Origin of the sequence: Halomonas sp. ND22Bw, from assembly GCF_003011945.1 — a bacterium.
Lineage (GTDB): Bacteria > Pseudomonadota > Gammaproteobacteria > Pseudomonadales > Halomonadaceae > Halomonas > Halomonas halophila.
In genome coordinates this window covers 1-26,881 of record NZ_PXWD01000019.1, presented here as the reverse complement: position 1 = coordinate 26,881, position 26,881 = coordinate 1, and the positions used below count along the sequence as shown (strand labels likewise).

Below are 26,881 nucleotides of genomic sequence, written 5' to 3'. Positions count from 1 at the left end.
TCAAAAACGGGGCAGCTCGGGGTGCGGCAGCTCGCCGCCGTGCACGTGCATGGCGCCGAACTCGGCGCAGCGCGCCAGGGTCGGGATGTTCTTGCCCGGGTTGAGCAGGCCCTCGGGGTCGAAGGCCGCCTTCACCGCGTGGAAGGTGGTCAGCTCGTCGCTGCCGAACTGGGCGCACATCTGGTTGATCTTCTCGCGGCCCACGCCGTGCTCGCCGGTGATCGAGCCACCGGCCTCCACGCATAGCTCAAGGATCTTGCCGCCCAGTGCCTCGGCCTGCTCGAGCTCGCCCTCGCGGTTGGCATCGAACAGGATCAGCGGGTGCATGTTGCCGTCGCCGGCGTGGAAGACGTTGGCTACCTTCAGCCCGTAGGCCTCGGACAGGTCGGCGATGCCCTGCAGCACGCGGGGCAGCTCGCGGCGGGGGATGGTGCCGTCCATGCAGTAGTAGTCAGGCGACATGCGGCCCACCGCGGGGAAGGCGTTCTTGCGTCCGGCCCAGAAGCGGGCGCGCTCGGCCTCGTCGCGGGCCTGCTGGATGTCGATGGCGCCGGCCCTCTCGAGCACCTCGCGGACCCGGTCGGCGTCGTCGTCGACGTCGGCTTCCACGCCGTCCAGCTCGCACAGCAGGATGGCCTCGGCCTCGACCGGATAGCCGGCGTGGATGAAGTCCTCGGCGGCGCGGATCGCCAGGTTGTCCATCATCTCGAGCCCGCCGGGAATGATGCCGGCGGCGATGATGTCGCCCACGGCGCGACCGGCCTTGCCCACGTCGTCGAAGCTGGCCATCAGCACCTTGGTGGTCTCGGGCTTGGGCAGCAGCTTGACGGTGATCTCGGTGACCACGCCGAGCATGCCCTCCGAGCCGTTGAACAGCGCCAGCAGGTCGAAGCCCGGGGCGTCCAGCGCCTCGCTGCCGAGGGTCATGCGCTCGCCCTCGATGGTGAGGATCTCGACCTTCATCACGTTGTGCACGGTCAGGCCGTACTTGAGGCAGTGCACGCCGCCGGCGTTTTCCGCCACGTTGCCGCCGATGGAGCAGGCGATCTGGGAGGAGGGGTCCGGCGCGTAGTAGAGACCAAAGGGCGCGGCGGCCTCGGAGATGGCGAGGTTGCGCACGCCGGGCTGGACGCGGGCGATGCGGGCATCGGGGTCGACCTCGAGGATCCTGCTGAAGCGCGACATCACCAGCAGCACGCCCTGCTCCAGCGGCAGGGCGCCGCCGGAGAGGCCGGTGCCGGCGCCGCGGGTGACCACCGGCACGCCCAGTGCCCGGCAGCCCTTGAGCAGCGCCTCGACCTGGTCGAGGGTCTCCGGCAGAGCCACCAGCATGGGCATGACGCGATAGGCGGCCAGGCCGTCGCATTCGAAGGGATGCAGGTCCTCCTCGCGATGGAGCAGCGTCAGGCCGGGGGCGGCCTGCTGCAGGCTGGCGAGCACCTCCGCCTTGTCACGGCGGGGCAGCTCGCCGTCGAGTCGTGCGTCGTAGTGAATGTTCATGACGGCTCCGGCTGGTGAGGCGGCGATGGCATGACCGCGATCAGAACACGCCTCTTGCGTTTGCAGAAATATTTTCCAGTTGCCTCCCTGTCCAAGATCGTGTGCCGCGAGAGCGAATCGTCGCCGCGTTGCCAGGGAAGGTCCGATAAGGAAACGATACGACCCGCAGGGCGCCGATGGCTACGCTGGGTCAATGGTAAGACCAATTGTATGCCGCGCTTCTTGCGTCGACGGGCGATGATCTTCATGGACAATCAAGGGGTTAGGCATCGGAGCGCCGAGGATGACCGAGCCATCGCCCGGCGCTCGTTAGACTAATGAACGAGTCGGCCCGAGCCCGCCCGCGGCCTTGACCGTGGGCGGGCGCCGGCTCAGCCGAGGGCCAGCAGCGGGTCGCCGATGCCGAAGACCTGAATGGCCACCAGGCCGATCAGCCCCGCCGCCAGCACGTAGTAGAGTGTCGGCAGGATCGTCTTGCGGATGGTGATCCCCTCGCGGCCGAGCAGGCCCACGGTGGCCGAGGCCGCGACCACGTTGTGGATGGCGATCATGTTGCCCGCGGCGGCGCCGACGGCCTGCAGGGCCACCATCAGGGCCGTGGAGACGCCGAGCTGCTGGGCCACGTTGAACTGGAAGTCCGACAGCATCAGGTTGGACACGGTGTTGGAGCCGGCGATGAAGGCGCCGAGGGCACCCACGGCGGGCGCGAACAGCGGGTAGATGTCACCGACGCCGTCGGCCACCAGGCTCGCCATGGCCACCGGCATCGACACCAGGTCGGCGGTATTGACGCCGGAGTTGATCAGGATACGCACCATGGGGATGGTGAAGACCAGCACGAAGCCGGCACCGGCCAGGGTGCGGGTGGATTCGCCGAAGGCGGCACGCAGCTCGCCGAGGCGCATGCGATGCAGCAGCGCGGTGAGCAGCACCACCGCCACCAGGATGCCGCCGGGCAGGTAGAGCGGCTGGATGCTGCCGGAGATGCCGGCCTCGCCGAGGATGTTGCTCCAGCCGAGGCTCACCGAGGTCAGCGCCTGCTTCAGCGGGTCGATGGTGCGCGAGGCGACCAGCAGCACGGCCAGCAGCACGTAGGGCAGCCAGCCCATGGCGGTGGAGATGGGCGTCTTGCCGACCACCTCGTCGGTCTTGATGACCAGCTTGCCGATCCAGTGGTCCGGCCAGGAGGTCGATGCCGGGAAGTCCCAGCTTTCCTTGGGGATCAGGAAGCCGCGGCGGGCGGCCGGCACGACGATGGCCAGGCCGACCATGGCGCCGATCATCGACGGGAACTCCGGCCCCAGCAGCACGCCGGCCAGCGCATAGGGCACCACGAAGCACACGCCGGCGAACAGCGCGAACGGCGCGATGGCCAGGCCTTCCTTCCAGGAGCGGTTGGCGCCGAAGAAGCGCACCATCACGGTAACCATCAGCAGCGGCATGAACACGCCGACCAGGGCGTGGACGACCGCGACCTCACCGGCCACCAGGTGGAAGTAGTCGAGCCAGCTGCTGCCACCGGCCTCCAGGGCGGCGGTGATCCCGTTCCTGTCGAGACCGCCCGAGACGCCGACCACGATCGGGGTGCCCACGGCGCCGAAGGATACCGGGGTGGACTGGATCATCATGCCGACGACCACGGCGGCCAGTGCCGGGAAACCGAGCGCGACCATCAGCGGGGCGGCCACCGCGGCCGGGGTGCCGAAGCCCGAGGCGCCCTCGATGAAGCAGCCGAACAGCCAGGCGACGATGATGGCCTGGACGCGGCGGTCCGGACTGATGCCGGAAAAGCCGTTGCGGATGGCGGTGATGCCGCCGGAATGCTTGAGCGTGTTGAGCAGCAGGATGGCGCCGAAGATGATCCACAGGATCGCCACCGTCAGCATCAGGCCCTGCAGGGTCGAGGCCAGCACCCGGGTGGTGGTCATGTCCCAGGCGAACAGGGCGATGACGGCGGTCACGGCGAAGACGATCGGCATGGCGACCCGCGCCGCCATGCGCAGGCCGATCAGCAGGATCCCCGCCAGCAGCAGAGGAGTGAACGCCAGTAGCGCCAGTAGAGAGTCGTGCATGGATGAGGTCCCTCATCGATGATGGTGTTGTTGTGGGTCGCGTGCGGGCGACGATCCGCGGGAACCTTACGGCCGGCCGCGTGGATTGACCATCCAGGGTAAATTGGTATGACCACTATTTCTGGCTCGAAAAGTTTGTCTTACATTTGTGAAAGCCATGCTGGATCAAAGAGTTAACGCCACTGTAATGAAAACGAGCGACCTTTTGGCCGGCACGGTGCTTCGACCAATAGACAAGATCGGGCGCGCCGCCCGCGGCGTGCGGGAAAGGCGCCGGCCTGTCACCATCGGGGTTTACCCAAGCGATGAGGAGTCGGTATGACACGCGTGCTCTACGACCTGTGCGGCATCGATGAACGGCTGCGGTTCTCGCCCTACTGCTGGCGCGTTCGCTACGCCCTGGCCCACAAGGGGCTGGACGTCGAGGCCCGGCCCTGGCGCTTCACCGACAAGGACGTGCTCGCCTTCGCCGACACCGACAAGGTGCCGGTGCTGGTCGACGGCGACGAGACGGTGACCGACAGCTACGCCATCCTGCAGTATCTGGATCGCGCCTATCCCGATTCGCCGCTGCTCGGCGAGGGGCCGGCCGAGGCCCGTGCGCGCTTCTTCAAGCACTACGCCGAGCGCGCCCTGGCGCCGGCCATCCTTCGCACCATCGTCATGGACCTGTTCAACGCCATCCATCCCGACGATCGTGACTACTTCCGCGAAAGCCGGGAGGCGCGCCTAGGGCGCAGCCTCGAGGAATTCCACTCGCCGGCGAAGGGGCTGTCGCAGCTCGACGCCGCTCTGGCGCCGCTGCGCGGCCGTCTCGAGGAGGCGGATTTCCTCGACGGCGACGCCCCGGGCGGCGCCGACTACCTGGTGTTCGGCTTCTTCATGTGGGCGCACTGCGTGTCCAGCGCCGACCTGATCTCCAATGCCGATCCGGTCTACGCCTGGCGCGAGCGCATGCTCGACCTGCACGACGGGCTGGGTCGCGAGGCGACGCGGGTGACCGATATCGAGGGCGCCTATCGCTAGGGCAGGCCTGGCTACACGCGGTGACACGCCGAGGGAGGGAGAGCATCAGCGGGATGAAAAAAGCCATGTTGCGGCGCACAAAATCGCCTGCTATGTTGCAATGCAACACGGGCCGTCGCCCGCTGTGCGTCCCTAATCGGAGGTGGAGCATGACCCAGGCAGCGAACGCCAAGACCGGTGAGCAGTTCGAATCCCTCTTCGTGACCCCGATGCGCGCCTATGGCGCCCTCAATCTCGAGACCGCCGAGAAACTGATGGCGACCCAGTTCGGCGCCGCCGAATCGGTGTCCGAGGCGACGCTGGCTCAGGCCCGGGGCTGGCTGGCGGTGAAGTGCGCCGAGGACGTCCAGAAGGCCCTGGACGGGCAGCAGCAGGCCATGCAGTCGCTCGGCGACCGGCTCAAGTCCGACGCCGAGACCCTGCTGAGCCTCGGCCAGGACTACGCCCAGAAATGCCAGACCCTGGCCGAGCAGCAGTTCAAGGCACTCGGCGCGAAGTAACCGACCATCCTCGGCGTCCGGCGGGCCTCGATGCCTGCTGGACGCCGACCGAGCAAGGGGGCCCTGCCGGGCCTTTGGGGCCATCGCCATGCGATGGCCCTTTTTTGTGCCCGAACGCTGTGTGCCTGAACAGGTGAGCGGACAGTGGAAAGGCTCAGCCGTGCTCGGTGCCGAGCAGACGCACGACCTCGTCGTCGCTGACCTGGCCGAAATCGGCGAAGAACTGGCCGACGGCGCCGAAGCTGGCCGGGGCCTCCAGGCAGACCACCTCGTCGGCGAGGGCCTCCAGGCGGACCACGGTCTCGGGCGGGGCGGCGCCCAGGGCGGCGATCAGCCGCGCCGGCCGGCGATGCTTCAGGGTCTCCAGCGCCATGGCCATGGTGGCGCCGGTGGCGCTGCCGTCGTCCACCACCACCACCACGCGCCCCGCCGGATCGATGGGCGCACGAACCGGCGTGTAGCGGCGTCGGCGTTCGGCCAGCAGCGCCTGCTGGGTCTCGATCTCGCCGGCGATCTGCCGCTCGTCATAGTGGGCGGCCGTCGGCTCGAGCTGTACGCGTTCCTCCTCGCTCACCGCGCCGATGGCGTACTCCGGATTGCCCGGCGCGCCGAGCTTGCGCACCAGCACCACGTCCAGCTCGCCCTCCAGGGCATCGGCGATCAGCCGCCCCATGGGCACGCCGCCGCGGGGAATGGCGAGGATCAGGGGGCGTTGCTCCTTCAGGGGAGCCAGTCGATGGGCCAGCTGTTCGGCGGCATCCCGACGATCACGAAACATGGCGGCCTCCGCTATCGCCTGCATGGCTTCGAGTCTAGTTCAGTCGACGGGCATTCGCGGCCAAGGTCTGGTTGGTTGTATACAGTTTTAGTCGCTATGGTATCTCTTGATACCGATAATTGTGTATCCATGTGCCGGCCTCAACCTGCCGGCGCGACGCTGACGGCTGAACGCACAACAACACCACACCGAAGGCCGAGACCATGCAGAGCAATGCCAACAACACCTCGCTATTCGACTTCCACGGCAGGCCGCGCCTGCTCAAGGCGCTGCCGATCTCCCTGCAGCACGTGCTGGCGATGATCGCCGGCGTCATCACCCCACCGATCATCATCGCCGGCGTGGTCGTCGCCACCCCGGCGGAGAAGCTGCAGCTGATCCAGATCGCGGTGCTGGCCTCCGGGGTCTGTACCCTGTTCCACCTCTACGGGGTATGGAAGTTCGGCGCCCGGCTACCGGCGATCTTCGGCGTGGGCTTCGCCTACGTGCCGACGCTGATCGCCGTGGGCGGCCAGTTCGGCATCGAGGGCATCCTCGGCGCCCAGCTGATCGGCGGCATCACCATGATGGTGGTGGGCTACTTCATCCAGTACATCCGCCACCTCTTCCCGCCGGTGGTGGCGGGCACCGTGGTGCTGGTGATCGGGCTGTCGCTGTACGACATCGCCATCCGCTACATCGCCGGCAGTGGCAACGTCGACGCGCCTCAGTTCGGCGAGCTGAAGAACTGGGGCGTGGGCGCGCTGACCCTGGTGACGGTGCTGCTGGCCTCCCAGTTTGGCCGCGGCGTGGTCAAGCTGTCGGCGATCATCGTCGGCATCCTGGTCGGTTACCTGGTCGCGCTGCCGCTGGGCATGGTCGACTTCGGTCCGGTGGCCAGTGCCGCCTGGATCGCCGTGCCGACGCTGATGCCGTTCGAGATGGAGTTTCACTCCGCCGCCATCGTTTCGCTGGTGGTGATCTGCGTGATCAACTCGGTGCAGACCATCGGCGACCTGTCGGCGACCAGCGTGGCGGGCATGAACCGCGAGCTGAAGACCCGGGAGCTGACCGGCGGCCTGCTCGGCAACGGCCTGACCACCGCCGCCAGCGCCTTCTTCGGCGCCCTGCCGACCTCCACCTTCAGCCAGAACGTGGGCATCGTGGCCATGACCAAGGTGATCAGCCGCGTCGTGCTGGCCATCGCCGGCGCCTTCATGCTGCTGGCCGGCTTCAGTCCCAAGTTCGGTGCGCTGATGACCACCATTCCCTACCCGGTGCTGGGCGGCGCCACCATCACGGTGTTCGGGATGATCACCATGACCGGCATCCAGCTGCTGACCAAGGACGAGATGTCGGCCCGCAACATGACCATCGTCGGACTGGCCCTGGCGCTGAGCCTGGGCATCGCCGCGGTGCCCTCGGCCATCGCCGAGTTCCCGCAGACCCTGCAGAACGTGATCGGCGGGGCGCCGATCGTGGTCGCGGCGATCACCGCCTTCGTGCTCAACCTGGTGCTGCCGCGGACCACCCTGGCCGACGAGGCCCGGGAGCGCGAGGCCATCGCCGAGGCGGATGCTGCCGCCGAACGGGCTTCACGTGGCGAGCCCCGGATGGACGACGGGCCCGTCGCCTCCGGCGCCGGCGACTGACGTTCTCGCAAGCGGGCATGAAAAAGGCGCCGTCGGGATTCCGGCGGCGCCTTTCTGATGGGGCAGTTGGCAGCGGCGGGGCGCTCAGCCCACCCGTGCCTCCAGCCGGAAGGCGGCGATGCGGTTGATCTGCTCGATGGCGGTGCGGCGCTCCTCGTCGAGGCCGTGCTCGAGGCGCGTCTCGAAGGCAGCCAGGATGGCGTGGCGATCGCTGCCCTTGACCGCCATCACGAAGGGAAAGCCGAAGCGCTGCTTGTAGGCGGCGTTCAGGCGCTCGAAGCGGGCCATCTCCTCCGGCGTGCACTGGTCGAGGCCGGCGCCGGCCTGCTCGCGGGTGGAATCGTCGGTGAGATCGCCGGCGATGGCGGCCTTGCCGACCAGGTCCGGGTGGGCGCGGATCACCTCGAGCTGGCGCTCCGGCTCGGCCTCGTTCAGCACCCGGCCCATGGCCGCGGCGAGGCCCTCGGGGCTGTCCTGCTCGGCGCCCAGGCCGCGCTGCCAGGCCAGCTCGGCCACCCAGGGCGAATGCTCGTAGATGTCGCCGAACTGCTCGACGAAGGCGGCGCGGTCCAGCTGGCTGGGGCGCGGGGAAAGCGTCTTGTGGTTCATGCTCGGGTCTCCGTGATGGATGTCGTTGTTCGTCATGTCAGGGTAGCGATAAAACTGTATACAATAAAGTGTTTGAAATGTACGCTATCCAAGGCTAGAACTGTTGATAGACGTGATGCCCGCGCCATGGGGCGTCATCACAGGATATACGCCGTCCGGATCGGCGCCCGTTGCGGGCCCCGAAGGACGACGGCGGCACACAACAACACGCGAGGAGACGACGATGGGCTATCTCACCACCCACGTGCTGGATACCTCCCTGGGCCTGCCGGGCGAGGGCATCCGCATCGAGATCTACCGCCTGGCGGGCGGCGAGCGCCAACGGCTCGGCGAGGTCGTGACCAACGACGACGGCCGCTGCGACGCGCCGCTGCTGGAGGGCGAGGCCTTCGTCGTCGGCGAGTACGAGCTGGTCTTCCATGCCGGCGAGTACCTGGACCGCCGCGGCGTGGCCGCGGACGGGCCGCGCTTCCTCGACGCGATCCCGCTGCGCTTCGGCGTCGCCGATGCCTCGCAGCACTATCACGTGCCGCTGCTGCTGTCGCCGTACAGCTATTCCACCTATCGAGGCAGCTGAGAAAACGCCGATTTATTACTGCGCTCGGCATCCTGGCCGCCGGCGGTCCCGAAGCGTCGGACCGTCGTCATGCTCATGTAGCAGGCTGCATTCCGGTGACTGTGGTCCGGCGGAGACCAGCCTTCCTTCGCTCGTGACATAAATCAGCCGTTTTCTGTATCGCTCGAATCGAACAACAATCGCACCATTCCAACGAGGCCTGACCGATGGAAGCCTACTTTCTGGACTTCGCCAACCTCCTGCTGAGGTGGCTGCACGTGATCGCCGCCGTGGCCTGGATCGGCGAGTCGATCTACTTCGTGATGCTCGACAACAGCCTGCGTCCGCCCAAGGCGGCGGAGGACCAGCAGAAGGGCGTGTTCGGCGAGATGTGGGCCGTGCACGGCGGTGGCTTCTATCACAACCAGAAGTACGCCAGCGCGCCGGCCAAGCTGCCGGCGGACCTGCACTGGTCGTTCTGGAAGGCCTACACCACCTGGCTGTCGGGCTTCGGGCTGTTCGTGCTGCTCTACATGGCCAACCCCGGCTTCTATCTGGTCAACCCGGGCAGCAGCTGGGAATGGGCCGCCAACCTCACCGGCTGGCAGGCCAACATCGTGGCCCTGGCGTTCCTGCTTGGCGGCTGGGTGGTGTACAACGAGATGTGCAAGCGCATCAGCCCCAACATGGAGCGCGACGGCCTCTTGAGCCTCGGCGTGGCGGTGCTGATGGTCGTGGTCGCCTATCTGAGCAGCCAGATCTTCGCCGGCCGCGCGGCCTTCCTGCTCACCGGCGCGGTGATGGCCACCGCCATGTCGGCCAACGTCTTCTTCTGGATCATCCCCGGCCAGCGTCGCATGGTGAAGGCGATGAAGGCCGGCGAGACGCCCAACCCGCTCGACGGCAAGCGCGGCAAGCAGCGCTCGGTGCACAACACCTACTTCACGCTGCCGGTAGTGCTGCTGATGCTCAGCAACCACTACTCCTTCACCTACACCCATGAGCTGTCCTGGGTGATCATGTCGCTGTTCATCTTCGCCGGCGCCCTGATCCGCCAGTTCTTCGTGCTGATGCACGCCGGCCAGACCAGGCCCGCCTATCCCGCGGCCGGGGTGGCGCTGATCCTGGTGGCGGTGTGGATCGGCGCGCCGAGCGGTGCCGGCAATGCCGCGCCGATGGCCGCTGGTGAGACAAATGGCGAGACCGACGGCCGGGCCGTTGCCGCCGAGGAAGCGACCGTTGCTTCCGGCGGCCCCGTGGACGAGATCCACGGCATCATGGAGCGGCGCTGTGCGTCCTGCCACGCCCAGCATCCTACCCATGAGGCCTTCACGGCACCGCCCGCCGGCGTGGCCCTGGAGACCCGGGAGCAGCTGCTGCGCCAGGCCGACCAGGTCAAGCAGGTGGTGGCGAGTGGCTACATGCCGCTGGGCAACCTGACCCAGATGACCGACGAGGAACGGGCCAGCATCGCCGCCTGGACGCCCTGAGCCCAGACGTCGCGCGGGATCGACCGCCGCCCGTCACCGACGGGCGGCGGTCGTCTCGTTGGGGAAAAAGCGTATACAATGTGCGTCATGAGTCGTCAGGAGGTGAGCCATCCATGAGTCAGCGCCAGGTCGATGCCGAGCGCAAGCCGGCCTCGGGCAGCGGGCGTCCCGGCAAGAACGGCGACGGGGCCGAGCGCCACGAGGCGATCCATCGCTCGATCAGCGATGCGATCATCGAGCACCGTCTCAAGCCGGGGGCGCGGCTGCGCGAGGACGCCCTGTCGGAGGTCTTCGGCATCAGCCGTACCGGCATCCGCAAGATCCTGCAGCGCCTGGCCCTGGAGCAGCTGGTCACCCTCACCCCGCGGCGCGGGGCCAGCGTGACCCGGCCCACCGCCGAGGAGGCCAAGGACGTCTTCGATGCGCGGCAAATGGTCGAGTGCGGGCTGATGCCCGAGGTCGCCCGGCGCATCACCGCCGCCGATCTGGAGCGGCTGCGCGACATGGAGCGCGAGGAGCGCCAGGCCCTGAAGGCCGGCGAGCAGAGCAGCGCGATCAAGCTCTCCGCGGCCTTCCACGGCGAGCTGGCGCGGCTCTCCGGCAACGACACCCTGGCGGCCTTCGTCGAGCAGCTTTGCTCGCGCTCCTCGCTGATCCTCGCCGTCTACGGCAACGCCGGCCACCTGGGCTGCGAGTCCCACGACCACGACGCCCTGCTGCGCTACCTGGAGCAGGGCGACGGTGAGCGCGCCCGGGCGTTCATGAGCCGCCACCTCAAGGCCATCGAGGCCTCGCTGTCGATCCACGAGCCCGAGGACGAGGCCCCGGATCTCTACGAGATCTTCTCCGGCTGAACGGGGCTGTACCGACGCCCCTGATATTGATGGCCCCTGACATGAAGGCGCCCCGCCCCCGTGTTTCATCCGGGGGCCGGGGCGCAACGTCATTCGGGGGCCAGGCCAGACTCAGGGCTCGAAGTCGTGCATCCGCTCGTGGGCGATCTCGATGTCTTCCAGGCGTTGACGCCCCGCCTTGCCCGCCAGCCGCAGCGCCTGGACGCTGAGATAGTGAAGCACCCCCACGGGGCCGACGTAGCTGTGGAAGAGAAAGTCGCTGGAGATATCGCAGGGCAGCGACCAGGTGGCCAGAGGCGTGTCCCCGGCCAGGCTGTCCGTCAGGTAAAGCACCGGCATGTCGCGTTCGCGGGCGGCCTGCATCACCCGCTCGAGCTCCGGCACGCGACGCCGCATGCCGATGGCGATCAGCAGGTCGTCGGAGGCGAATTCGCTGACGTGCTCTCCCAGGGTCTCGCCCGGGAAGGGCAGCAGGTGAACCTGTGAGCGGAACTGGATGAACTGCCAGCGCGCGTAGGCGGCCATGAAATGGCTGTTGCGATAGCCCACCAGCCACAGGCGCCTGGCACCGACGATATGCTCCAGGACGTCCGTGATGTCGTGGTCGGCAAGCTGGTCGAAGGTGCGCGTCAGGGCGCCGACGTGGTCGTCCAGAAACGCCTGTCTCTCCGAGGGAACGGGAGGGGAGTCCTGCTCTCGCTCATGCAGGTAGATGGGCGAGCCCCACTGCTTGATGTCGCGCACCAGGCGCCGTGCCTGCTCGAAGTTGCGAAAGCCCAGGCGCTTGAACAGCCGCGAGGCGGCGGCCTTGGAAACGCCGGCCAGCTTGGCCAGCTCGGTGGCGTTATAGGCTGCCAGCTCGCCGGGGAAGTCGAGGATCAGCTCCGCGAGCTTGCGCTCGCTGGACGGCAGCTCCGGCAGGTGGTCCTGGATGCGGGCCTCGAGCGAGCGAGGTCTTGTCGGGGGCTGGGAATGAGAGCCGGACATCACCGGATCCTCTGGCTGGCCTGGAGGCGTGATGATCGGGTCCCGGAAGGCACCTCGACCTTTTCTCGCACGCTAACATAGAAGCTCGGCCGCTGAAATTTTGATTTCAGCGGCCGAGGCGGACGTTGGCGGCGCGGGTGGTGGGATCAGGCGGCCTGAACGGCCGGCAGGCGCTGACCGCGCATCAGCAGGAAGTAGAAGCCGCCGCCGAGTCCGGCGCCGATCAGCCAGGCGTAGCCGCCCAGGGCCTCCAGCGCCGGTACCCACACCGAGGCGATCGAGAACAGCGCGGCCAGGGCGAAGGCGGCGATGGCACGCTTGTTCCAGCCCTTCACGTAGTGATAGGCGCCGTCCGGGGCGCTGGAGAACATGTCCTGCAGATCCAGGCGCTGGCGCTTCACCACGTAGTAGTCGACCACGATGATGCCGTAGAAGGGTGCGACGATGGCCCCCAGGGCGTTGACGAAGCCGGCGACGCCGATATCGCTGATCACCGACACCCACAGCGCGCCGACGAAGAAGGCGATGATAGCGGTGATCAGGCCGCCGAGGCGGAAGCTGATCTTGCTCGGGAAGAGGTTGGCCAGGTCATAGGCCGGCGGAATGAAGTTGGCGACCAGGTTGATGCCCACGGTGGCGGCGAAGAAGGTCAGGGCGGCGATGATGGTCAGCGGCAGCGAGTCGACCCGCTCGATGATGTCCGAGGGGTTGGTCAGCGTCTCGCCGAACAGCACCAGGGTGCCGGCGGTGATGATCAGGGCGATGAACGAGAAGAAGGCCACGTTGAGCGGCAGACCGACCAGGTTGCCGAGCTTCATCTCGCGCTCGCTCTTCACGAAGCGGGTGAAGTCGCCGAAGTTGATCACCACCGCGGCGAAGTAGGCGATCATGGTGCCGGTGATGGCCAGGAAGGCACCGATCGCGCTGCCGTGATAGTCGCTCTGGCCCTCGAAGATGCTGCCGACCGCGGGCAGCAGCTCGTCGCCGGCCTTGACCCAGACGATGATCATCAGGGCCACCATCACCACGTAGACCAGCGGCCCGGCCCAGTTCAGGAAGTGCTTGATGCGCTCGATGCCGGCCCAGAACATCGCCATCTGGAAGGCCCACACGATCACGAACGACAGCCAGCCCAGCGCCGACATGCCGAGGAACTGGCCACCCGGATCGCCGAACAGCGACGTCAGCAGCAGTTTCATGGCGGTGGAAGCGAAGTAGGTCTGCACGCCGTACCAGAAGATGCCGATCACGGCGCGCAGCATGGCCGGCAGGTTGGCGCCGTGCACGCCCATGCTGGCACGGATCATCACCGGGAAGGGCACGCCGTACTTGACGCTGGGCTTGCCGGTCAGGTTGACCAGCCCCATCACCACCACGCCGGCGAGGATGATCGCCGCCATCACCGCCCAGCCATTGAGGCCGTAGGAGATGAACAGCGAGGCCGCCAGGGTGTAGCCGAACAGGCTCTGGATGTCGTTCGACCAGACGTTGAAGATCTCGAACCAGCCCCAGTTTCGATCGCGCTTCTTGATCGGGGCCAGGTCGTCGTTGTAGAGGCGTGGATCGATGCGCCGGATTTCCAGCTCTTTGTCGTTCAGGTCCGTCATGGGATGGCCTTGGTCTCTTGTTTTGAATGACGACGATTAAAGACGGCCCGCCCCGAAGGAGAGGGCCGCGTGCCCGGGCGTGCCGCCCGGGTGCGAGGATCAGTCGCGGAAGCGCTGGCAGGGGCCCCAGTGCTTCATCAGCAGGAAGTAGGTCAGTCCGGCGGGAATCAGGCTGGCGTACCAGGACACGGTGGAGACGCTGAAGGCCGCGATCACACCCACCGCGGTGGCGATCAGCGCCGCATGGTTGACGCCACGATAGGGGCCCTCGGCGTCGTAGAGCTTGCCGAGGTCCAGGGTGCGGCGACGGATCAGGTAGTAGTCCACCACCAGCACCGCGAAGATCGGGCCGAGGAAGGCGGAGTAGGTCTGCACGAAGATCTGCAGGCCGGTCGCGGATTCGTCCTTGACCAGTTCCCAGGGGAAGGTGGCGAAGGCCAGCAGGCCGACGATCACGGTGGCGGTGCGATACTTCAGCTTGAAGGCGTCCATCAGCACGTAGGTCGGCGGCACCACGTTGTTGAGCACGTTGGTGGTGACCTGGGCGAAGGCGATGAACAGCAGCGTGGTCATCAGCAGCGGGGTGTTGTCCACGGCGTTGGCGAACACCTTGATGGGGTCGGCGACGCCGGTGGCCTCGGAGACCATGTAGCCGATCAGGCCCATGAACAGGGTGCAGGGCAGGATCGACATGGCGTAGAGGGTGGTCAGCAGCCCCGGGCCGCTGCCTTCCTTGTGCTCGCGGGAATAGTCGCTGACGTTGAGCATCATGGTGCTGTAGATGCCCAGGAACAGCATGGTGGCGCCCCAGAAGGGCATGCCCCAGGAGCCTTCCATGGTCAGCATGCTGGCCGAGAGCTCGTCGCCGTAGCGCTGCACGGTGCTGTAGAACATGTAGACCAGCGAGGCCAGGATGAAGGCGCTGCCGATGTTCTCCAGCCACTTGATGCCCTGGAAGCCCAGCACCGAGAGGCCGATCTGCAGGAACTGGAAGGCGATGAAGAAGAAGATCAGGTTGTCGAAGCCGAACAGGGTCGCCGAGACCATGTTCAGGGCGCCGGCACCGATCCAGCTCTGGAAGCCATACCAGACGATGGCCGGCACGGCCCGCACCAGCCCCGGCAGTCGGGTGCCGGAGAAGCCGAAGGCGCTGCGCGCCTGGACCATGAAGGGAATGCCGTACTTGTAGCCGGCGGCGCCGTTCAGCGCCAGGGCGATGCCGATCACGAAACAGCCGATGGCGATCGCCAGGGTGGCCTGGAGCAGGTTCAGCGTGCCGACCACGCTGGAGCCCATGGTGAAGGTGCCGATCGAGACGCAGCCGCCGAACCAGGCCAGCAGGTAGGAGGTGCGGCCCATGATGCGGGTCTGCTGCGGGGCCAGTGACTCGTGGCCGGCCGCCTTGGTGTGATGGGCGGAATCGTCCGCGTTGGAGCGTGAAGTCGAGAGGCTCATGGTGGGATCCTCGCTAAGGGTGCCGTGATTGTGGTTATTGTCCGCACGGGGCGGTGGTGGGCGCCGGCAGTCGGCGCCGGGGCTCAGCGTGTCTCGTCGTTGCCCGATGCTTCATGGTCCGAGAAGTGGGCGTAGCGGCCGATGAAGGGCTTGGGCCGCGGGAAGGCCAGGTCGCCGACCTTGCTGGTGCCAAGCCCGAGGCCGACCAGCGCCTCGGTCAGCTTGACCGCCGCGGTCACGCCCTCGACCACCGGCAGGCCCACGGCCTCGGCGATCTCGTCGGTGAGATCGGCCATGCCGCCGCAGCCCAGCACCAGGGCGCCGATGCCGTCCTCGTCGCGGGCGCGGCGGCCTTCCTCGATGATCCGTGTCAGTGCCGCATCGCCGTCGTCTTCCAGGTCGAGCACCGGGATCTCGGCGGCGCGGACCCGACGGCAGTGGTGGCGGAAGCCATACTGCTCGAGCAGGTGCTCGGCGATGATGCCGGTGCGGCCCAGGGTGGTGACCACCGAGAAGCGGGTGCTGATCAGGGTGGCCATGTGGAAGGCCGCCTCGGCGATGCCGATGACCGGCGCCCGGGTCAGCTCGCGGGCGGCCAGCAGGCCGGGGTCGCCGAAGCAGGCGATGATGTAGGCGTCCACGCCATCGCGTTCGCCCGCCGCGACTTCCTCGAGCACGCCCGTGGCGCTGATCGCCTCGTCGAAGTGGCTCTCGATGGAGACCGGGCCATGGGCCGGCTGGGTGGCGCTGATGAGGGTGCCAGGGGAGGCGATGGCCTGGGCGGCATTGCCGATGGTGTCGGTCATGCCGCGGGTGGTGTTGGGGTTGATGACGCGAATCTGCATGGGATCTCCGGCTTTGATTATCTTTGTGAACAAGGGAGATTTTCTTTGTACACAAAATAGGCCCAATCCCCGTCGGAAATCAAGGTGCCTCCGGAACCGGTGGAATGCTTTATTACCCCTTGATAAACAGTAGCTTGGGAATATTCCAGGAACACCCTTTTGTCGTCATTTGTTGTATACATCTGTTGGTCTTCAGAATTTGAGGTGATCGGATGTTCATCGAGGTCATCACCGTCGGATATCGCTTCATGTGCCACCAGGGCGCGATAGCTGGCCCGGTCATCGGGTGGGAAGGGCGGCGTCGGGAGGGGATTGGCAATCCGGATATTTTTGTATACAAAGTGGAGGGCGCGCCGTGAGGGCTGGTCGCGTGCCGTCGCCATGGCGGCCGGAAGTATTGCCTCGGATCCCGGGAACGCCGGGGCGCACCGAGGACGGCGCAGGCTGCTTGCAAGCAAGGTGAGCACACCCTAGAATTTAATTGTATACACTTGTTGTTCATTATGGCCCTCCGAGGCGCGAGGGCCGTCGGCAACGACGGCGACAAAGGCGATTTACAACAACCACCGACAACAACAAGGAGGCGTCGCCATGACCGCGACACGCGACTATCCCCGTGACCTGATTGGCTACGGCCGCACTCCGCCCGAGGCCAAATGGCCCGGCAAGGCGCGCATCGCCGTGCAGTTCGTCCTCAACTACGAGGAGGGCGGCGAGAACTGCGTGCTTCACGGCGACGAAGGCTCCGAGCAGTTCCTCTCCGAGATCATCGGCGCCGATGCCTACCCGGACCGCCACCTGAGCATGGAGTCGATCTACGAGTACGGCTCACGGGCGGGTGTGTGGCGCATCCTGCGCGAGTTCGAGCGCCGCGGCCTGCCGCTGACCGTTTTCGGCGTGGCTATGGCGCTGGAGCGCAACCCCGAGGTGGCGCAGGCGTTCAAGGAACTGGGGCACGAGATCGCCTGCCACGGCTATCGCTGGATCCACTACCAGAACGTGCCGGAGAGCGTCGAGCGCGAGCACATGCGCCGCGCCATCGAGATCTTCCAGTCGCTCTACGGCGAGAAGCCGCTGGGCTGGTACACCGGCCGCGACAGCCCCAACACCCGGCGCCTGGTGCTCGACGAGGGCAGCTTCCTCTACGACAGCGACTACTACGGCGACGACCTGCCGTTCTGGACCCGCGAGGCCGACAGCCAGGGCCGCGAGCACAGCCATCTGGTGGTGCCCTACACCCTGGACAGCAACGACATGCGCTTCGCCGCGCCGCAGGGCTTCAATACCGCGGACCACTTCTTCACCTACCTGCGCGACGCCTTCGACGTGCTCTATGCGGAAGGCGAGGACACGCCGAAGATGCTGTCGGTGGGCATGCACTGCCGGCTGCTCGGCCGCCCCGGTCGCTTCCGCGCCCTGCAGCGCTTCCTCGACCACATCGAGGCCCACGATCGCGTCTGGGTCACCCGTCGGGTGGATATCGCCCGCCACTGGGCCGAGCATCATCCGGCGCCCAGGGGCTGAGGTCCGCGTCAACGAAGGCGCCGTGCCGCTCGCCCGGACAAGCGGGCGAGCGGCACGGCGCATGGAGAGGGCCGGGCGGGCTAGGAGGCGATCAGCCGACCCACTGGGTGGCCTGGGCGAAGGCGAGGAAGCCCAGCGAGATCAGCACCCAGGTGCCGAACAGCGGCAGGAAGAACTTGACCCATTTCTGCCAGGGCACGCCGGCGATGGCCAGGGTGGCCATGAAGTAGCCGGAGGTCGGATAGAGGATGTTGCCGATGCCGTCGCCGAGCTGATAGGCCAGCACCGCGGTCTGCCGGGTGACGCCGATCAGATCGGACAGCGGGCTCATGATCGGCATGGTGACCAGGGCCTGGCCGCTGCCGGAGGGCACCACGAAGTTGAAGCCGAGCTGGGCGAAGTACATGCCGATGGCGGACAGCAGGGTGGGCAGCTCGCCGACCAGGTTGCCCAGCCCGTAGACCAGGGTATCCATGATCTGGCCGTCCTCGAGCACCACGGCGACGCCGCGCGCCACGCCGGCGATCATGGCCCCGACCAGCACGTCGCGGAAGCCCTTGTTGAAGCCTTCGCAGATGTCCTCGGTGGTCAGGCCGGCGATCAGTCCGACGACGATGCCCATGATGATGAACAGGCCCGCCATTTCCATCATGAACCAGCCCTGCGCCAGCACCCCGTACACCAGCAGGGCGAGGAAGGCGAAGGTAGCGAGCGTCGCCCACTTCTGGCGAGCCGTGGCGGTCAGCGCGCCCTCGTCGGTGGCGTGCTGGAACTGGACGCGCTTCTCGGCTTCGGTGGCATCGTCGGCCATCAGGCTGAGCTCGGGATTGCGGCGCACCTTTCGTGCATAGCGCATGACGAAGAAGATGCCGGCGCCCAGTACCGCGACGAAGGCCAGCGCCCGAAGGCCGAAGCCCGAGTACAGCGGCAGGTTGGACAGCTGCTGGCCGAGCCCGGTGTTGATGGGGTTGAGGATGCCGGTGGTGAAGCCCGCGGTGGTCGCGCACAGCGCCACGGCGGCGGCGGTCACCGAGTCGAAGCGCAGGGCGATCATCAGCGGCAGGATGACCGGTACATAGACCAGGGCCAGCTCCTGGGTGCCGATGATGGTGGCGATGACAGCGAAGACGGTCATCAGCACCGGGATCAGCAGCAGACTCCGGTTGGCGAACCGGCGGCTCAGCTTGTCGACGCCGATCTCGATGATCCCCGTGCGGTGCAGCACCATGAACATGCCGCCGATCATGAAGGTGAAGAAGACCACCTGGCCGGCGCTCATCAGGCCGTTCGGGATGGCCAGCATGAAGTCGGTGAGGCCGACGGGCGTCGACTCGACGAACCGGAAGGATTCGGCATCGATGGTGGTGCGTCCGCTGGGGCCGGGGATGCGCTCATAGACGCCGGCCGGCACGAAGTAGGTCGCGATCGCGGCCAGGGCGATGAAGACGAACAGGATCACGTAGATATGGGGGATCCGGAAACCGCGCTTGTGCCCTTTGGCTCGGGCCGTCGCGGCGCTGCTGGAAGGGGTGTGTCGGGACATGGAGACCTCGTGTTGTTGTTGGTCTGTGGCGAGCCGCATCGAGGTTGGCTATCTCGACGGGGTCTTGGGATGACAGGGCTGCACGGTGCTGTCGTGCGTTTGCCCAGGGTTTCAGGTGTCGTTGAGAGCCTTTCATATCAGTCGTTTAGATGGCTCGTTCGGCAGCCTGGAAAACATTTTTACAATTATTGTTTCAGTATTGATGCATTATTGAAATTATAGTTTCAAGGGGTAAGATGATGGTGCTGCCAGCCGGGAAGGTCAACGCTTCCCCGCCGTTCGGTGCCGCGACATGCCAGTGCCTCGATGAGGTGGGTCGGTCGTCTCGATTGTCTTGCCATGACCGGTAAGCCACATTTTCCTCTGACAGGAGGCAGCATGCTCGAACTCGAAGCCCGTCCCCTGACGCCCGAGGCCTTCGCCCCGTTTGGCGAGGTGATCGACACCCGGACGTCCGACTACTTCCACATCAACGCCGGCCGCACCCGCCGCTATCACGACCTCGCGAAGGTCGAGACGCTGGGCGAGCAGGCGCGCACGCTGATCAGCATCTTCGTCAGCCAGCCCGTCACGGTGCCGCTGGAGCTCGCCTTCCTGGAGCGCCATCCCCAGGGCAGCCAGGCCTTCATGCCGCTGCACGAGGAGCGCTTTATCGTGGTCGTCGCCCCGCCCGGCGATGCCATCGATCCCGCCGAGGTGCGCGCCTTCGTCACCGACGGCCGCCAGGGCGTCAACTACGCGGCGGGCACCTGGCACGCCATCCAGTCGGTGCTGGAGCGCGAGGGCGAGTTCCTGGTCGTCGACCGGGGCGGCGAGGGCAACAACTGCGACGAGCACCCCATCGACATCCGCGTGACCCTGCCGTAAGGCCGGCGCGTCGATCCCACAACAAGACACTAGATCAGAAGAGGACATCTCATGAGTCAGCGCCAGCACGCTCACCAGTACTATGCGCCCCAGGGCGGCCATCCGGGCCAGAAGGTGATGACCACCGACCGCGCCATGTTCACCGAGGCCTTCGCGGTGATTCCCAAGGGCGTCTATCGCGACATCGTCGCCAGCAAGCTGCCGCACTGGGAAAACACTCGCCTGTGGGTGCTGTCGCGTCCGCTGTCCGGCTTCGCCGAGACCTTCTCCCAGTACATCATGGAAGTCTCGCCCGGCGGCGGCAGCGAGCGTCCCGAGACCGATCCGGGCGCCGAGGGCGTGCTGTTCGTGGTCGAGGGCGAGATGACCCTGACCCTGGCCGGCGAGCAGCACCGCATGGAGCCGGGCGGCTATGCCTTCATCCCGCCGGGCGCCGACTGGCAGCTGCGCAACGAGTCCGATGCCCCGGTGCGCTTCCACTGGATCCGCAAGGCCTATGAATTCGTCGACGGCATCGAGGTGCCGGAGCCCTTCGTCACCAACGAGAACGACATCGAGCCGTCGGTGATGCCGGACTGCAACGAGGTGTGGGCCACCACCCGTTTCGTCGACCAGGACGACCTGCGCCACGACATGCACGTCAACATCGTCAGCTTCCAGCCCGGCGGCGTGATCCCGTTCGACGAGACCCACGTCATGGAGCACGGCCTCTACGTGCTCGAGGGCAAGGCGGTCTATCACCTCAACCAGCAGTGGGTCGAGGTCGAGGCCGGCGACTACATGTGGCTGCGCGCCTTCTGCCCGCAGGCCTGCTATGCGGGCGGCCCGGGGCCCTTCCGCTACCTGCTGTACAAGGACGTCAACCGGCACATGGCGCTGCCCTACAGCAAGCGTCGCTGAGCCTCACGATCGGCCCGGCACGCCACGGTATGACGACACCCGCCTTCTGGCGGGTGTCGTCGTCTTAGGCCCCGTGCAGCTTGCGGTGCGGTAGTCGATGCCATCGTCGGCATCGGGCCTGCGGCCGTTATCGCCGAATCGGTGCCCCGGCGCGATTGTTGTCAACAACTCCTCTGTCTTGTTTGTTGTTATCTGACTGAAATTAAAAAAATTTTTTTGCCAAAATAAATTATTGGAAATTTTTTCCATAAGTCGTTGACGGGGCGCCGGCGGCGGGCCTAGTCTCTGTATACAGAAATATTTTCCAGAAAACATAACAACGCCACTGGAGGATCACGTCATGGCTCGCATGACCGCCGCGGAAGCCGCCGTTCACGTGCTCAGGAAGGAAGGCATCGATGTTGCCTTCGGTCTGCCTGGCGCCGCCATCAACCCCTTCTATGCCGCCATGCGCACCGTCGGCGGCGTGGACCACGTGCTGGCCCGCCACGTCGAGGGCGCCTCGCACATGGCCGAGGGCTACACCCGTGCCCAGCCCGGCAACATCGGCGTGTGCATCGGCACCTCCGGCCCGGCCGGCACCGACATGATCACCGGCCTCTACTCGGCCTCCGCCGATTCCATCCCGATCCTGTGCATCACCGGCCAGGCACCGGTGGCCAAGCTGCACAAGGAAGACTTCCAGGCCGTCGACATCCAGGCCATCGCCGGTCCGGTGACCAAGTGGGCCACCACCGTGCGCGAGGCGGCCCAGGTGCCGCGCGCCTTCCAGCAGGCCTTCCAGCTGATGCGCAGCGGGCGTCCCGGCCCGGTGCTGCTCGACCTGCCGATCGACGTGCAGATGACCGAGATCGAGTTCGATCCGGACACCTACGAGCCGCTGCCGGCCTACAAACCATCCGCCAGCCGCGCCCAGATCGAGAAGGCGCTGGCCATGCTCGACGAGGCCGAGCGGCCGCTGCTGGTGGCCGGGGGCGGGATCATCAACGCCGACGCCAGCGATCTGCTGACCGAATTCGCCGAGCTGACCGGGGTGCCGGTCATTCCGACCCTGATGGGCTGGGGCACCATTCCCGACGACCATCCGCTGATGGCGGGCATGGCCGGCCTGCAGACCTCGCATCGCTACGGCAACGCGACCCTGCTCGAGTCCGACTTCGTGATGGGCATCGGCAACCGCTGGGCCAACCGCCACACCGGCAATCTCGAGACCTACACCGAGGGCCGCACCTTCGTCCACGTGGACATCGAGCCGACCCAGATCGGGCGTATCTTCGGCCCCGACTACGGCATCGTCTCCGATGCCAGATCGGCGCTCGAGCAGTTCGTCGAGGTGGCCCGCGAGTGGCAGGCCGAGGGCCGGCTGAAGGACCGTAGCGCCTGGGCCGAGGCCTGCCAGGAGCGCAAGCGCACCCTGCTGCGCAAGACCCACTTCGACGAGGCGCCGGTCAAGCCGCAGCGGGTCTACGAGGAGATGAACAAGGCGTTCGGCAAGAACACCCGCTACGTCAGCACCATCGGTCTGTCGCAGATCGCCGGCGCCCAGTTCCTGCACGTGTACAAGCCGCGCCACTGGATCAACTGTGGCCAGGCGGGTCCGCTGGGCTGGACCATCCCGGCCGCCCTCGGCGTGCGCCGGGCCGACCCCGAGGCCGAGATCGTCGCGCTGTCGGGCGACTATGATTTCCAGTTCATGGTCGAGGAGCTGGCCGTGGGCGCGCAGTTCAACCTGCCCTACATCCACGTGCTGGTGAACAACTCTTACCTGGGGCTGATCCGCCAGGCCCAGCGCGGCTTCGAGATGGATTACCAGGTGCAGCTGTCGTTCGAGAACATCAACTGCCCCGAGATCAACGGCTATGGCGTGGACCACGTCTCCGTGGTCGAGGGGCTGGGCTGCAAGGCGATCCGCGTCACCGAGCCCGGCCGGATCGGCGAGGCCTTCGCCGAGGCCCGCGATCTGATGAAACAGTACCGGGTGCCGGTGGTGGTCGAGGTGATCCTCGAGCGGGTGACCAACATCGCCATGGGCACCGACCTGACCGGCATCAACGAGTTCGAGGCGCTGGCCGAGAACGTCGCCGACGCCCCGAGCTCGATCGCCGCGCTTCGCTGAGCACGGTCGTCGCCCGGCCATCGGTGGGGACCGGTGGCCGGATGGCGGGACAAGTTCGCTGACACACACCACAAGACACTGGGAGATTCACATGGCCAAGTTTGCCGCCAATCTCAGCATGCTGTTCACCGAGGTGGACTTCCTCGACCGCTTCCAGGCCGCCGCGGACGCGGGCTTCAAGGGCGTCGAGTACCTCTTCCCCTACGACTTCGAGGCCGCCGAGATCAAGAAGCGCCTCGACGACAACGGCCTGACCCAGGTGCTGTTCAACCTGCCGGCCGGCGACTGGGGCGCCGGCGAGCGCGGCATCGCTTGCCACCCGGATCGGGTCGAGGAGTTCCGCGCCGGCGTCGATCGCGCCATCGAGTACGCCCGCGTGCTCGGCAATACCCAGGTCAACTGCCTGGCCGGCATTCAGCCCGCCGGCGTCAGCATGGAGCAGGCTCGCCGGACGCTGATCGACAACCTGCGCTTCGCCGCCGACAAGCTCGAGGCCGCCGGCATCCTGCTGGTCGCCGAGCCGATCAACACCCGCGACATTCCGGGCTTCTTCCTCAACCGCACCGAGCAGGCCCTGGCGATCTTCGACGAGGTCGGCTCAGGCAATCTGAAACTGCAGTACGACATCTATCACATGCAGATCATGGAAGGGGACCTGGCGCCGACCCTCGAGAAACACATCGGTCGCATCGCCCACGTGCAGCTGGCCGACAACCCGGGCCGCCACGAGCCGGGCAGCGGCGAGATCCACTACCCCTTCCTGTTCGACCACCTCGATCGACTGGGCTATGCGGGCTGGATCGGCGCCGAGTACAAGCCGGCCGGGAACACCCAGGAGGGGCTGGGCTGGCTGGATGCAGCGCGAGGCTGAGGGAGTCACGCCCCAGCCGGGACGAGCTAAACCGACGGCAAGACGTTCGAGGGCGCTGTGAACCCCTCCCTGGGCGCTACCGACGTCATCCATGGCGTAGGACCCTCGCTCTGTCTTGCCCTCGGCGCTCATCTCGAGAGCCTTCTGCAACGTTTACGCACAGCACCAACAAGCACGACTCATCGTCAGCAAGTCATGTGACAGGAGAATCATCATGAGCAAGATCGGTTTTATCGGACTGGGCATCATGGGCCGTCCCATGGCGGGCCACCTGCTGGACGCCGGCCATGAGCTGACCACCGTCAAGCGCGGCCCCCTGGACGAGACTCTGGCCGGCAAGGGCATGCAGGAGCTCGAGAATCCCAAAGCGGTCGCCGAGGCCTCCGAGGTGATCATCACCATCGTCCCCGACACCCCGGACGTCGAGGAGGTGCTGTTCGGCGAGGGCGGCGTCATCGAGGGGCTGAAGCCCGGCACCCTGGTGATCGACATGAGCTCGATCGCCCCGCTGGCCACCCAGGAATTCGCCAAGCGCATCCATGAGGCCGGCGGCGAATACGTCGACGCCCCGGTGTCCGGCGGCGAGGGCGGCGCCATCAATGCCGCCCTGACCATCATGGTCGGCGCCACCGAGGAAGGCTTCACCCGCGCCGAGCCGCTGCTCGAGGTGATGGGCAAGACCATCACCCATATCGGCGGCCACGGCGCCGGCCAGACCTGCAAGGTGGCCAACCAGATCGTCGTCGCGCTGACCATCGAGGCGGTCTCCGAGGGCTTGCTGTTCGCCTCCAGGGCCGGCGCCGATGTGTCGAAGGTCCGCGAATCGCTGCTCGGCGGCCTGGCCCAGTCGAAGATCCTCGACGTGCACGGCCAGCGCATGATCGATCGCACCTTCGATCCGGGCTTCAAGATCAAGCTGCACCAGAAGGACCTCAACCTGGCGCTGGAAGGCGCCCGCAGCCTCGACCTCGCGCTGCCCGGCACCGCCAACGCCCAGCAGCTGTTCCAGGCCTGCGTCGCCCACGGCGGCGCCGACTGGGACCACGCCGGCATCGCCCGTGCCCTGGAGGCACTGGCCGACCACGAGATCGGCAGCCAGTGATGCCATGCCACCGCGACCCGGCGTCACACGGCGCCGAGCCGCGATGGAGGATGGGGAGGTGACTGCTCCCTGAAGGCAGGCGTCGGGTCGTCGTCTGCCGGGGTCGTCGCTTGACGGCCTCTTGCCCGGTGGCGAGTCTTCCCCTATGGACCCCTGGCTCGTCACCGGGCCCTTTTGCCAAGGAGACCCCTGAATGAATGCCCCTTCCCCGCGGACTGTTTCCCCGCAAGCCTTCGGCGAGCGCCCCGAGGCGGCGCGCGCCTGGCTAGAGCGTCTCGGCGAGATCGCCGTCTCGGCCGTGCATCCCGACACCCTGCTGCCCGACCGGCTGCCCGAGCCGCCGGCCGGCCGCACCCTGGTGGTCGGCGCCGGCAAGGCGGCGGCGGCCATGGCCGTCGCCCTGGAGCGCGCCTGGGACGCCCATCAGCCCGAGGCGCCGCTGTCCGGCCTGGTGGTGACCCGCTACGGTCATGGCCCCCAGGCGCCGGATTCAGACCCGTCGGGGGAGGGCGACGCCGAGCGCCGCATCGAGATCCTCGAGGCCTCGCACCCGATGCCCGACGACTTGAGCGAGAAGGCCGCCCAGCGCATGCTCGAGGCCGTGGACGGCCTCGGCGAGGACGATCTGGTCATCGCGCTGATCTCCGGCGGCGGCTCGGCGCTGATGACCCTGCCGGCGCCCGGCGTGAGCCTGGCCGAGAAGCAGGCCATCAACAAGGCGCTGCTGAGAAGCGGCGCTCCCATCGGCGAGATCAACACCGTGCGCCGCCACCTGTCGGCGATCAAGGGCGGGCGCCTGGCCGCCGCCGCCCATCCGGCCCGGGTGCTGACCTGGCTGATCTCCGACGTGCCCGGCGACGAGGCCTCGCTGATCGCCTCCGGGCCGACGCTGCCCGACGCCTCCACCCCCGACGAGGCGCTGGCGATCCTGGAACGGCGCGGCATCGAGGTCTCCGCCGCGGTGCGCCAACAGCTGGAGGCCAACCACGAGTCGCCGCGGCCGGACGATCCGGGCTTCGCCCGCGATGAGAGCGAGATCCTGGCCCGCGCCCGGGACGCCCTGGCGGCCGGCCGGGCCGCCGCCGAGGCCGACGCGGTCGAGGTGCGCCTGCTCGGCGACGACCTCGAGGGCGAGGCCCGCGAGCTCGGCCGCGAGCACGCCCGCATGGCCCTCGAGGCCCAGGCCGGGCTCGAGCGGCCGCTGCTGATCCTGTCCGGCGGCGAGACCAGTGTGACGGTGGCCGGCGACGGCCGCGGCGGGCGCAACGTCGAGTACCTGCTGGGGCTGTTCACGGCCCTCGAGGGCGCCGCCGGCATTCACGCCCTGGCCATCGACACCGACGGCATCGACGGCTCCGAGGACAACGCCGGGGCGATCGTCGGACCCGGCTGCTGGACGCGCATGCGCGAGCGCGGCCTCGACGCCGACGCCTATCTGTCACGCAACGATGCCTACTCGTTCTTCGAGGCGCTGGGCGACCTGATCGTGACCGGGCCCACGCGCACCAACGTCAACGACTTTCGTGCCATCCTGGTACTGCCGAGGACCTCATGACGACACTGCCGCCCCATGCCCCGATCCACGAGCCGATCCGCCGCACCAAGATCGTCGCCACCCTCGGCCCCGCCAGCGACCGGGAGGGCGTGCTGGAGCAGATGATCGCCGCCGGCGTCGACGTGGTGCGCCTCAACTTCTCCCACGGCGCCGCCGACGACCATCGCCGCCGGTTGAGCGCGGTGCGCGAGATCGCCGCCCGCCAGGGCAGAAGCGTCGCCGCCCTGGGCGACCTGCAGGGGCCCAAGATCCGCATCGCCCGCTTCACCGAGGGCAGGGTCGTGCTGGAAGAAGGCGCGCCCTTCGTCATCGACGTGGCCCTCGACGGCCAGGCCGGCGACGCCACCCGCGTCGGCTGCGACTATCGCGAGCTGGCCGACGACGTCACCGCCGGCGACCGCCTGCTGCTCGACGATGGCCGGGTGGTGCTCGACGTCGACCGCGTCGACGGCAGCGCCATCCACACCACCGTGGCGGTGGGCGGCGAGCTGTC

Annotated in this window: 24 protein-coding genes; 15 read left to right on the top strand and 9 right to left on the bottom strand. The window is 67.2% G+C overall.

Annotation, left to right across the window (positions count from 1 at the left end; genetic code table 11):
• Both glcD and CVH10_RS16345 read right to left on the bottom strand, forming a co-directional pair.
• The gene (gene glcD, locus CVH10_RS16350; protein WP_035593660.1) at positions 1-1,500 is read right to left on the bottom strand and encodes a glycolate oxidase subunit GlcD; all 1,500 of its coding nucleotides are present in this window, start codon (positions 1,498-1,500) and stop codon (positions 1-3) included.
• A gap of 371 nt (positions 1,501-1,871) precedes the next feature.
• A complete protein-coding gene (locus CVH10_RS16345; RefSeq protein ID WP_106489267.1) occupies positions 1,872-3,572 on the bottom strand; it encodes an L-lactate permease in 1,701 nt (566 codons plus the stop codon).
• A gap of 318 nt (positions 3,573-3,890) precedes the next feature.
• Here CVH10_RS16345 and CVH10_RS16340 point away from each other — a divergent pair, with 318 nt between their 5' ends.
• Both CVH10_RS16340 and CVH10_RS16335 read left to right on the top strand, forming a co-directional pair.
• Positions 3,891-4,598 (top strand): glutathione S-transferase N-terminal domain-containing protein, encoded by a 708-nt coding sequence (locus CVH10_RS16340; RefSeq protein WP_035593656.1) that lies wholly within the window; start codon positions 3,891-3,893, stop codon positions 4,596-4,598.
• 149 nt (positions 4,599-4,747) lie between these two features.
• Entirely contained in the window at positions 4,748-5,098 is a 351-nt protein-coding gene (locus CVH10_RS16335) for a phasin family protein (protein WP_181244430.1), read from the top strand.
• A gap of 154 nt (positions 5,099-5,252) precedes the next feature.
• On the opposite strand, the gene CVH10_RS16330 is transcribed toward CVH10_RS16335, so the two are convergent.
• Complete coding sequence (locus CVH10_RS16330; protein WP_106489265.1) at positions 5,253-5,876, bottom strand: phosphoribosyltransferase; 624 nt, start codon at positions 5,874-5,876, stop codon at positions 5,253-5,255.
• A 203-nt stretch (positions 5,877-6,079) separates the two neighbouring features.
• Between CVH10_RS16330 and CVH10_RS16325 the strand changes: the two genes are divergently transcribed.
• On the top strand, positions 6,080-7,507 hold the full coding sequence (locus CVH10_RS16325; RefSeq protein WP_106489264.1) for a uracil-xanthine permease family protein: 1,428 nt from the start codon (positions 6,080-6,082) through the stop codon (positions 7,505-7,507).
• An 84-nt stretch (positions 7,508-7,591) separates the two neighbouring features.
• On the opposite strand, the gene uraD is transcribed toward CVH10_RS16325, so the two are convergent.
• Positions 7,592-8,116 carry a 2-oxo-4-hydroxy-4-carboxy-5-ureidoimidazoline decarboxylase gene (gene uraD / locus CVH10_RS16320; RefSeq protein ID WP_106489263.1) on the bottom strand — a complete coding sequence of 175 codons (525 nt, stop codon included), beginning with the start codon at positions 8,114-8,116 and terminating at the stop codon, positions 7,592-7,594.
• 223 nt (positions 8,117-8,339) lie between these two features.
• On the opposite strand from uraD, the gene uraH reads away from it, so the two are divergent.
• From uraH to CVH10_RS16305, 3 genes are all read left to right on the top strand, one after another.
• The gene (gene uraH / locus CVH10_RS16315) at positions 8,340-8,693 is read left to right on the top strand and encodes a hydroxyisourate hydrolase (RefSeq protein WP_106489262.1); all 354 of its coding nucleotides are present in this window, start codon (positions 8,340-8,342) and stop codon (positions 8,691-8,693) included.
• Between the two features lie 206 nt (positions 8,694-8,899).
• Positions 8,900-10,162: a urate hydroxylase PuuD gene (locus tag CVH10_RS16310; RefSeq protein ID WP_035593632.1), complete on the top strand. Its 1,263-nt coding sequence runs from the start codon at positions 8,900-8,902 to the stop codon at positions 10,160-10,162.
• A gap of 113 nt (positions 10,163-10,275) precedes the next feature.
• The gene (locus CVH10_RS16305) at positions 10,276-11,016 is read left to right on the top strand and encodes a GntR family transcriptional regulator (protein WP_035593630.1); all 741 of its coding nucleotides are present in this window, start codon (positions 10,276-10,278) and stop codon (positions 11,014-11,016) included.
• Between the two features lie 111 nt (positions 11,017-11,127).
• Here CVH10_RS16305 and CVH10_RS16300 read toward each other — a convergent pair whose 3' ends face one another.
• The 4 genes from CVH10_RS16300 to CVH10_RS16285 all read right to left on the bottom strand — a co-directional run bounded on the left by CVH10_RS16300 (position 11,128) and on the right by CVH10_RS16285 (position 15,910).
• Entirely contained in the window at positions 11,128-12,003 is an 876-nt protein-coding gene (locus tag CVH10_RS16300) for a MurR/RpiR family transcriptional regulator (protein ID WP_035593628.1), read from the bottom strand.
• 146 nt (positions 12,004-12,149) lie between these two features.
• Positions 12,150-13,610, bottom strand: coding sequence for an NCS1 family nucleobase:cation symporter-1 (locus CVH10_RS16295; protein ID WP_106489261.1), 1,461 nt, complete (start codon positions 13,608-13,610; stop codon positions 12,150-12,152).
• A gap of 99 nt (positions 13,611-13,709) precedes the next feature.
• Positions 13,710-15,065: an NCS1 family transporter gene (locus CVH10_RS16290; protein WP_106489260.1), complete on the bottom strand. Its 1,356-nt coding sequence runs from the start codon at positions 15,063-15,065 to the stop codon at positions 13,710-13,712.
• Positions 15,066-15,148: 83 nt separating this feature from the next.
• Positions 15,149-15,910, bottom strand: a complete 762-nt coding sequence (locus CVH10_RS16285) for an aspartate/glutamate racemase family protein (RefSeq protein ID WP_035593620.1) — start codon at positions 15,908-15,910, stop codon at positions 15,149-15,151.
• Between the two features lie 212 nt (positions 15,911-16,122).
• Here CVH10_RS16285 and CVH10_RS25650 point away from each other — a divergent pair, with 212 nt between their 5' ends.
• Positions 16,123-16,269: a hypothetical protein gene (locus CVH10_RS25650; protein WP_160174899.1), complete on the top strand. Its 147-nt coding sequence runs from the start codon at positions 16,123-16,125 to the stop codon at positions 16,267-16,269.
• Between the two features lie 232 nt (positions 16,270-16,501).
• Positions 16,502-17,434, top strand: coding sequence for an allantoinase PuuE (puuE, locus tag CVH10_RS16280; protein WP_035593612.1), 933 nt, complete (start codon positions 16,502-16,504; stop codon positions 17,432-17,434).
• Between the two features lie 91 nt (positions 17,435-17,525).
• Here the strand turns inward: puuE and CVH10_RS16275 are convergent, their stop codons facing one another.
• A complete protein-coding gene (locus CVH10_RS16275) occupies positions 17,526-18,977 on the bottom strand; it encodes a YfcC family protein (RefSeq protein WP_035593609.1) in 1,452 nt (483 codons plus the stop codon).
• A gap of 378 nt (positions 18,978-19,355) precedes the next feature.
• On the opposite strand from CVH10_RS16275, the gene CVH10_RS16270 reads away from it, so the two are divergent.
• The 7 genes from CVH10_RS16270 to CVH10_RS16240 form a co-directional block, all read left to right on the top strand.
• Positions 19,356-19,844: an ureidoglycolate lyase gene (locus tag CVH10_RS16270; RefSeq protein ID WP_035593607.1), complete on the top strand. Its 489-nt coding sequence runs from the start codon at positions 19,356-19,358 to the stop codon at positions 19,842-19,844.
• 51 nt (positions 19,845-19,895) lie between these two features.
• Positions 19,896-20,744 (top strand): bifunctional allantoicase/(S)-ureidoglycine aminohydrolase, encoded by an 849-nt coding sequence (locus CVH10_RS16265; protein ID WP_035593605.1) that lies wholly within the window; start codon positions 19,896-19,898, stop codon positions 20,742-20,744.
• Positions 20,745-21,084: 340 nt separating this feature from the next.
• Positions 21,085-22,860, top strand: coding sequence for a glyoxylate carboligase (gene gcl / locus CVH10_RS16260; RefSeq protein ID WP_106489259.1), 1,776 nt, complete (start codon positions 21,085-21,087; stop codon positions 22,858-22,860).
• A gap of 91 nt (positions 22,861-22,951) precedes the next feature.
• The gene (gene hyi / locus CVH10_RS16255) at positions 22,952-23,731 is read left to right on the top strand and encodes a hydroxypyruvate isomerase (RefSeq protein WP_106489258.1); all 780 of its coding nucleotides are present in this window, start codon (positions 22,952-22,954) and stop codon (positions 23,729-23,731) included.
• Positions 23,732-23,945: 214 nt separating this feature from the next.
• On the top strand, positions 23,946-24,833 hold the full coding sequence (locus CVH10_RS16250) for a 2-hydroxy-3-oxopropionate reductase (protein WP_106489257.1): 888 nt from the start codon (positions 23,946-23,948) through the stop codon (positions 24,831-24,833).
• A gap of 193 nt (positions 24,834-25,026) precedes the next feature.
• A complete protein-coding gene (locus CVH10_RS16245; RefSeq protein ID WP_106489256.1) occupies positions 25,027-26,388 on the top strand; it encodes a glycerate kinase in 1,362 nt (453 codons plus the stop codon).
• The coding region (locus CVH10_RS16240; protein ID WP_369335833.1) for a pyruvate kinase at positions 26,385-26,881 on the top strand (497 nt) is incomplete at its 3' end. The genes CVH10_RS16245 and CVH10_RS16240, both read left to right, overlap by 4 nt.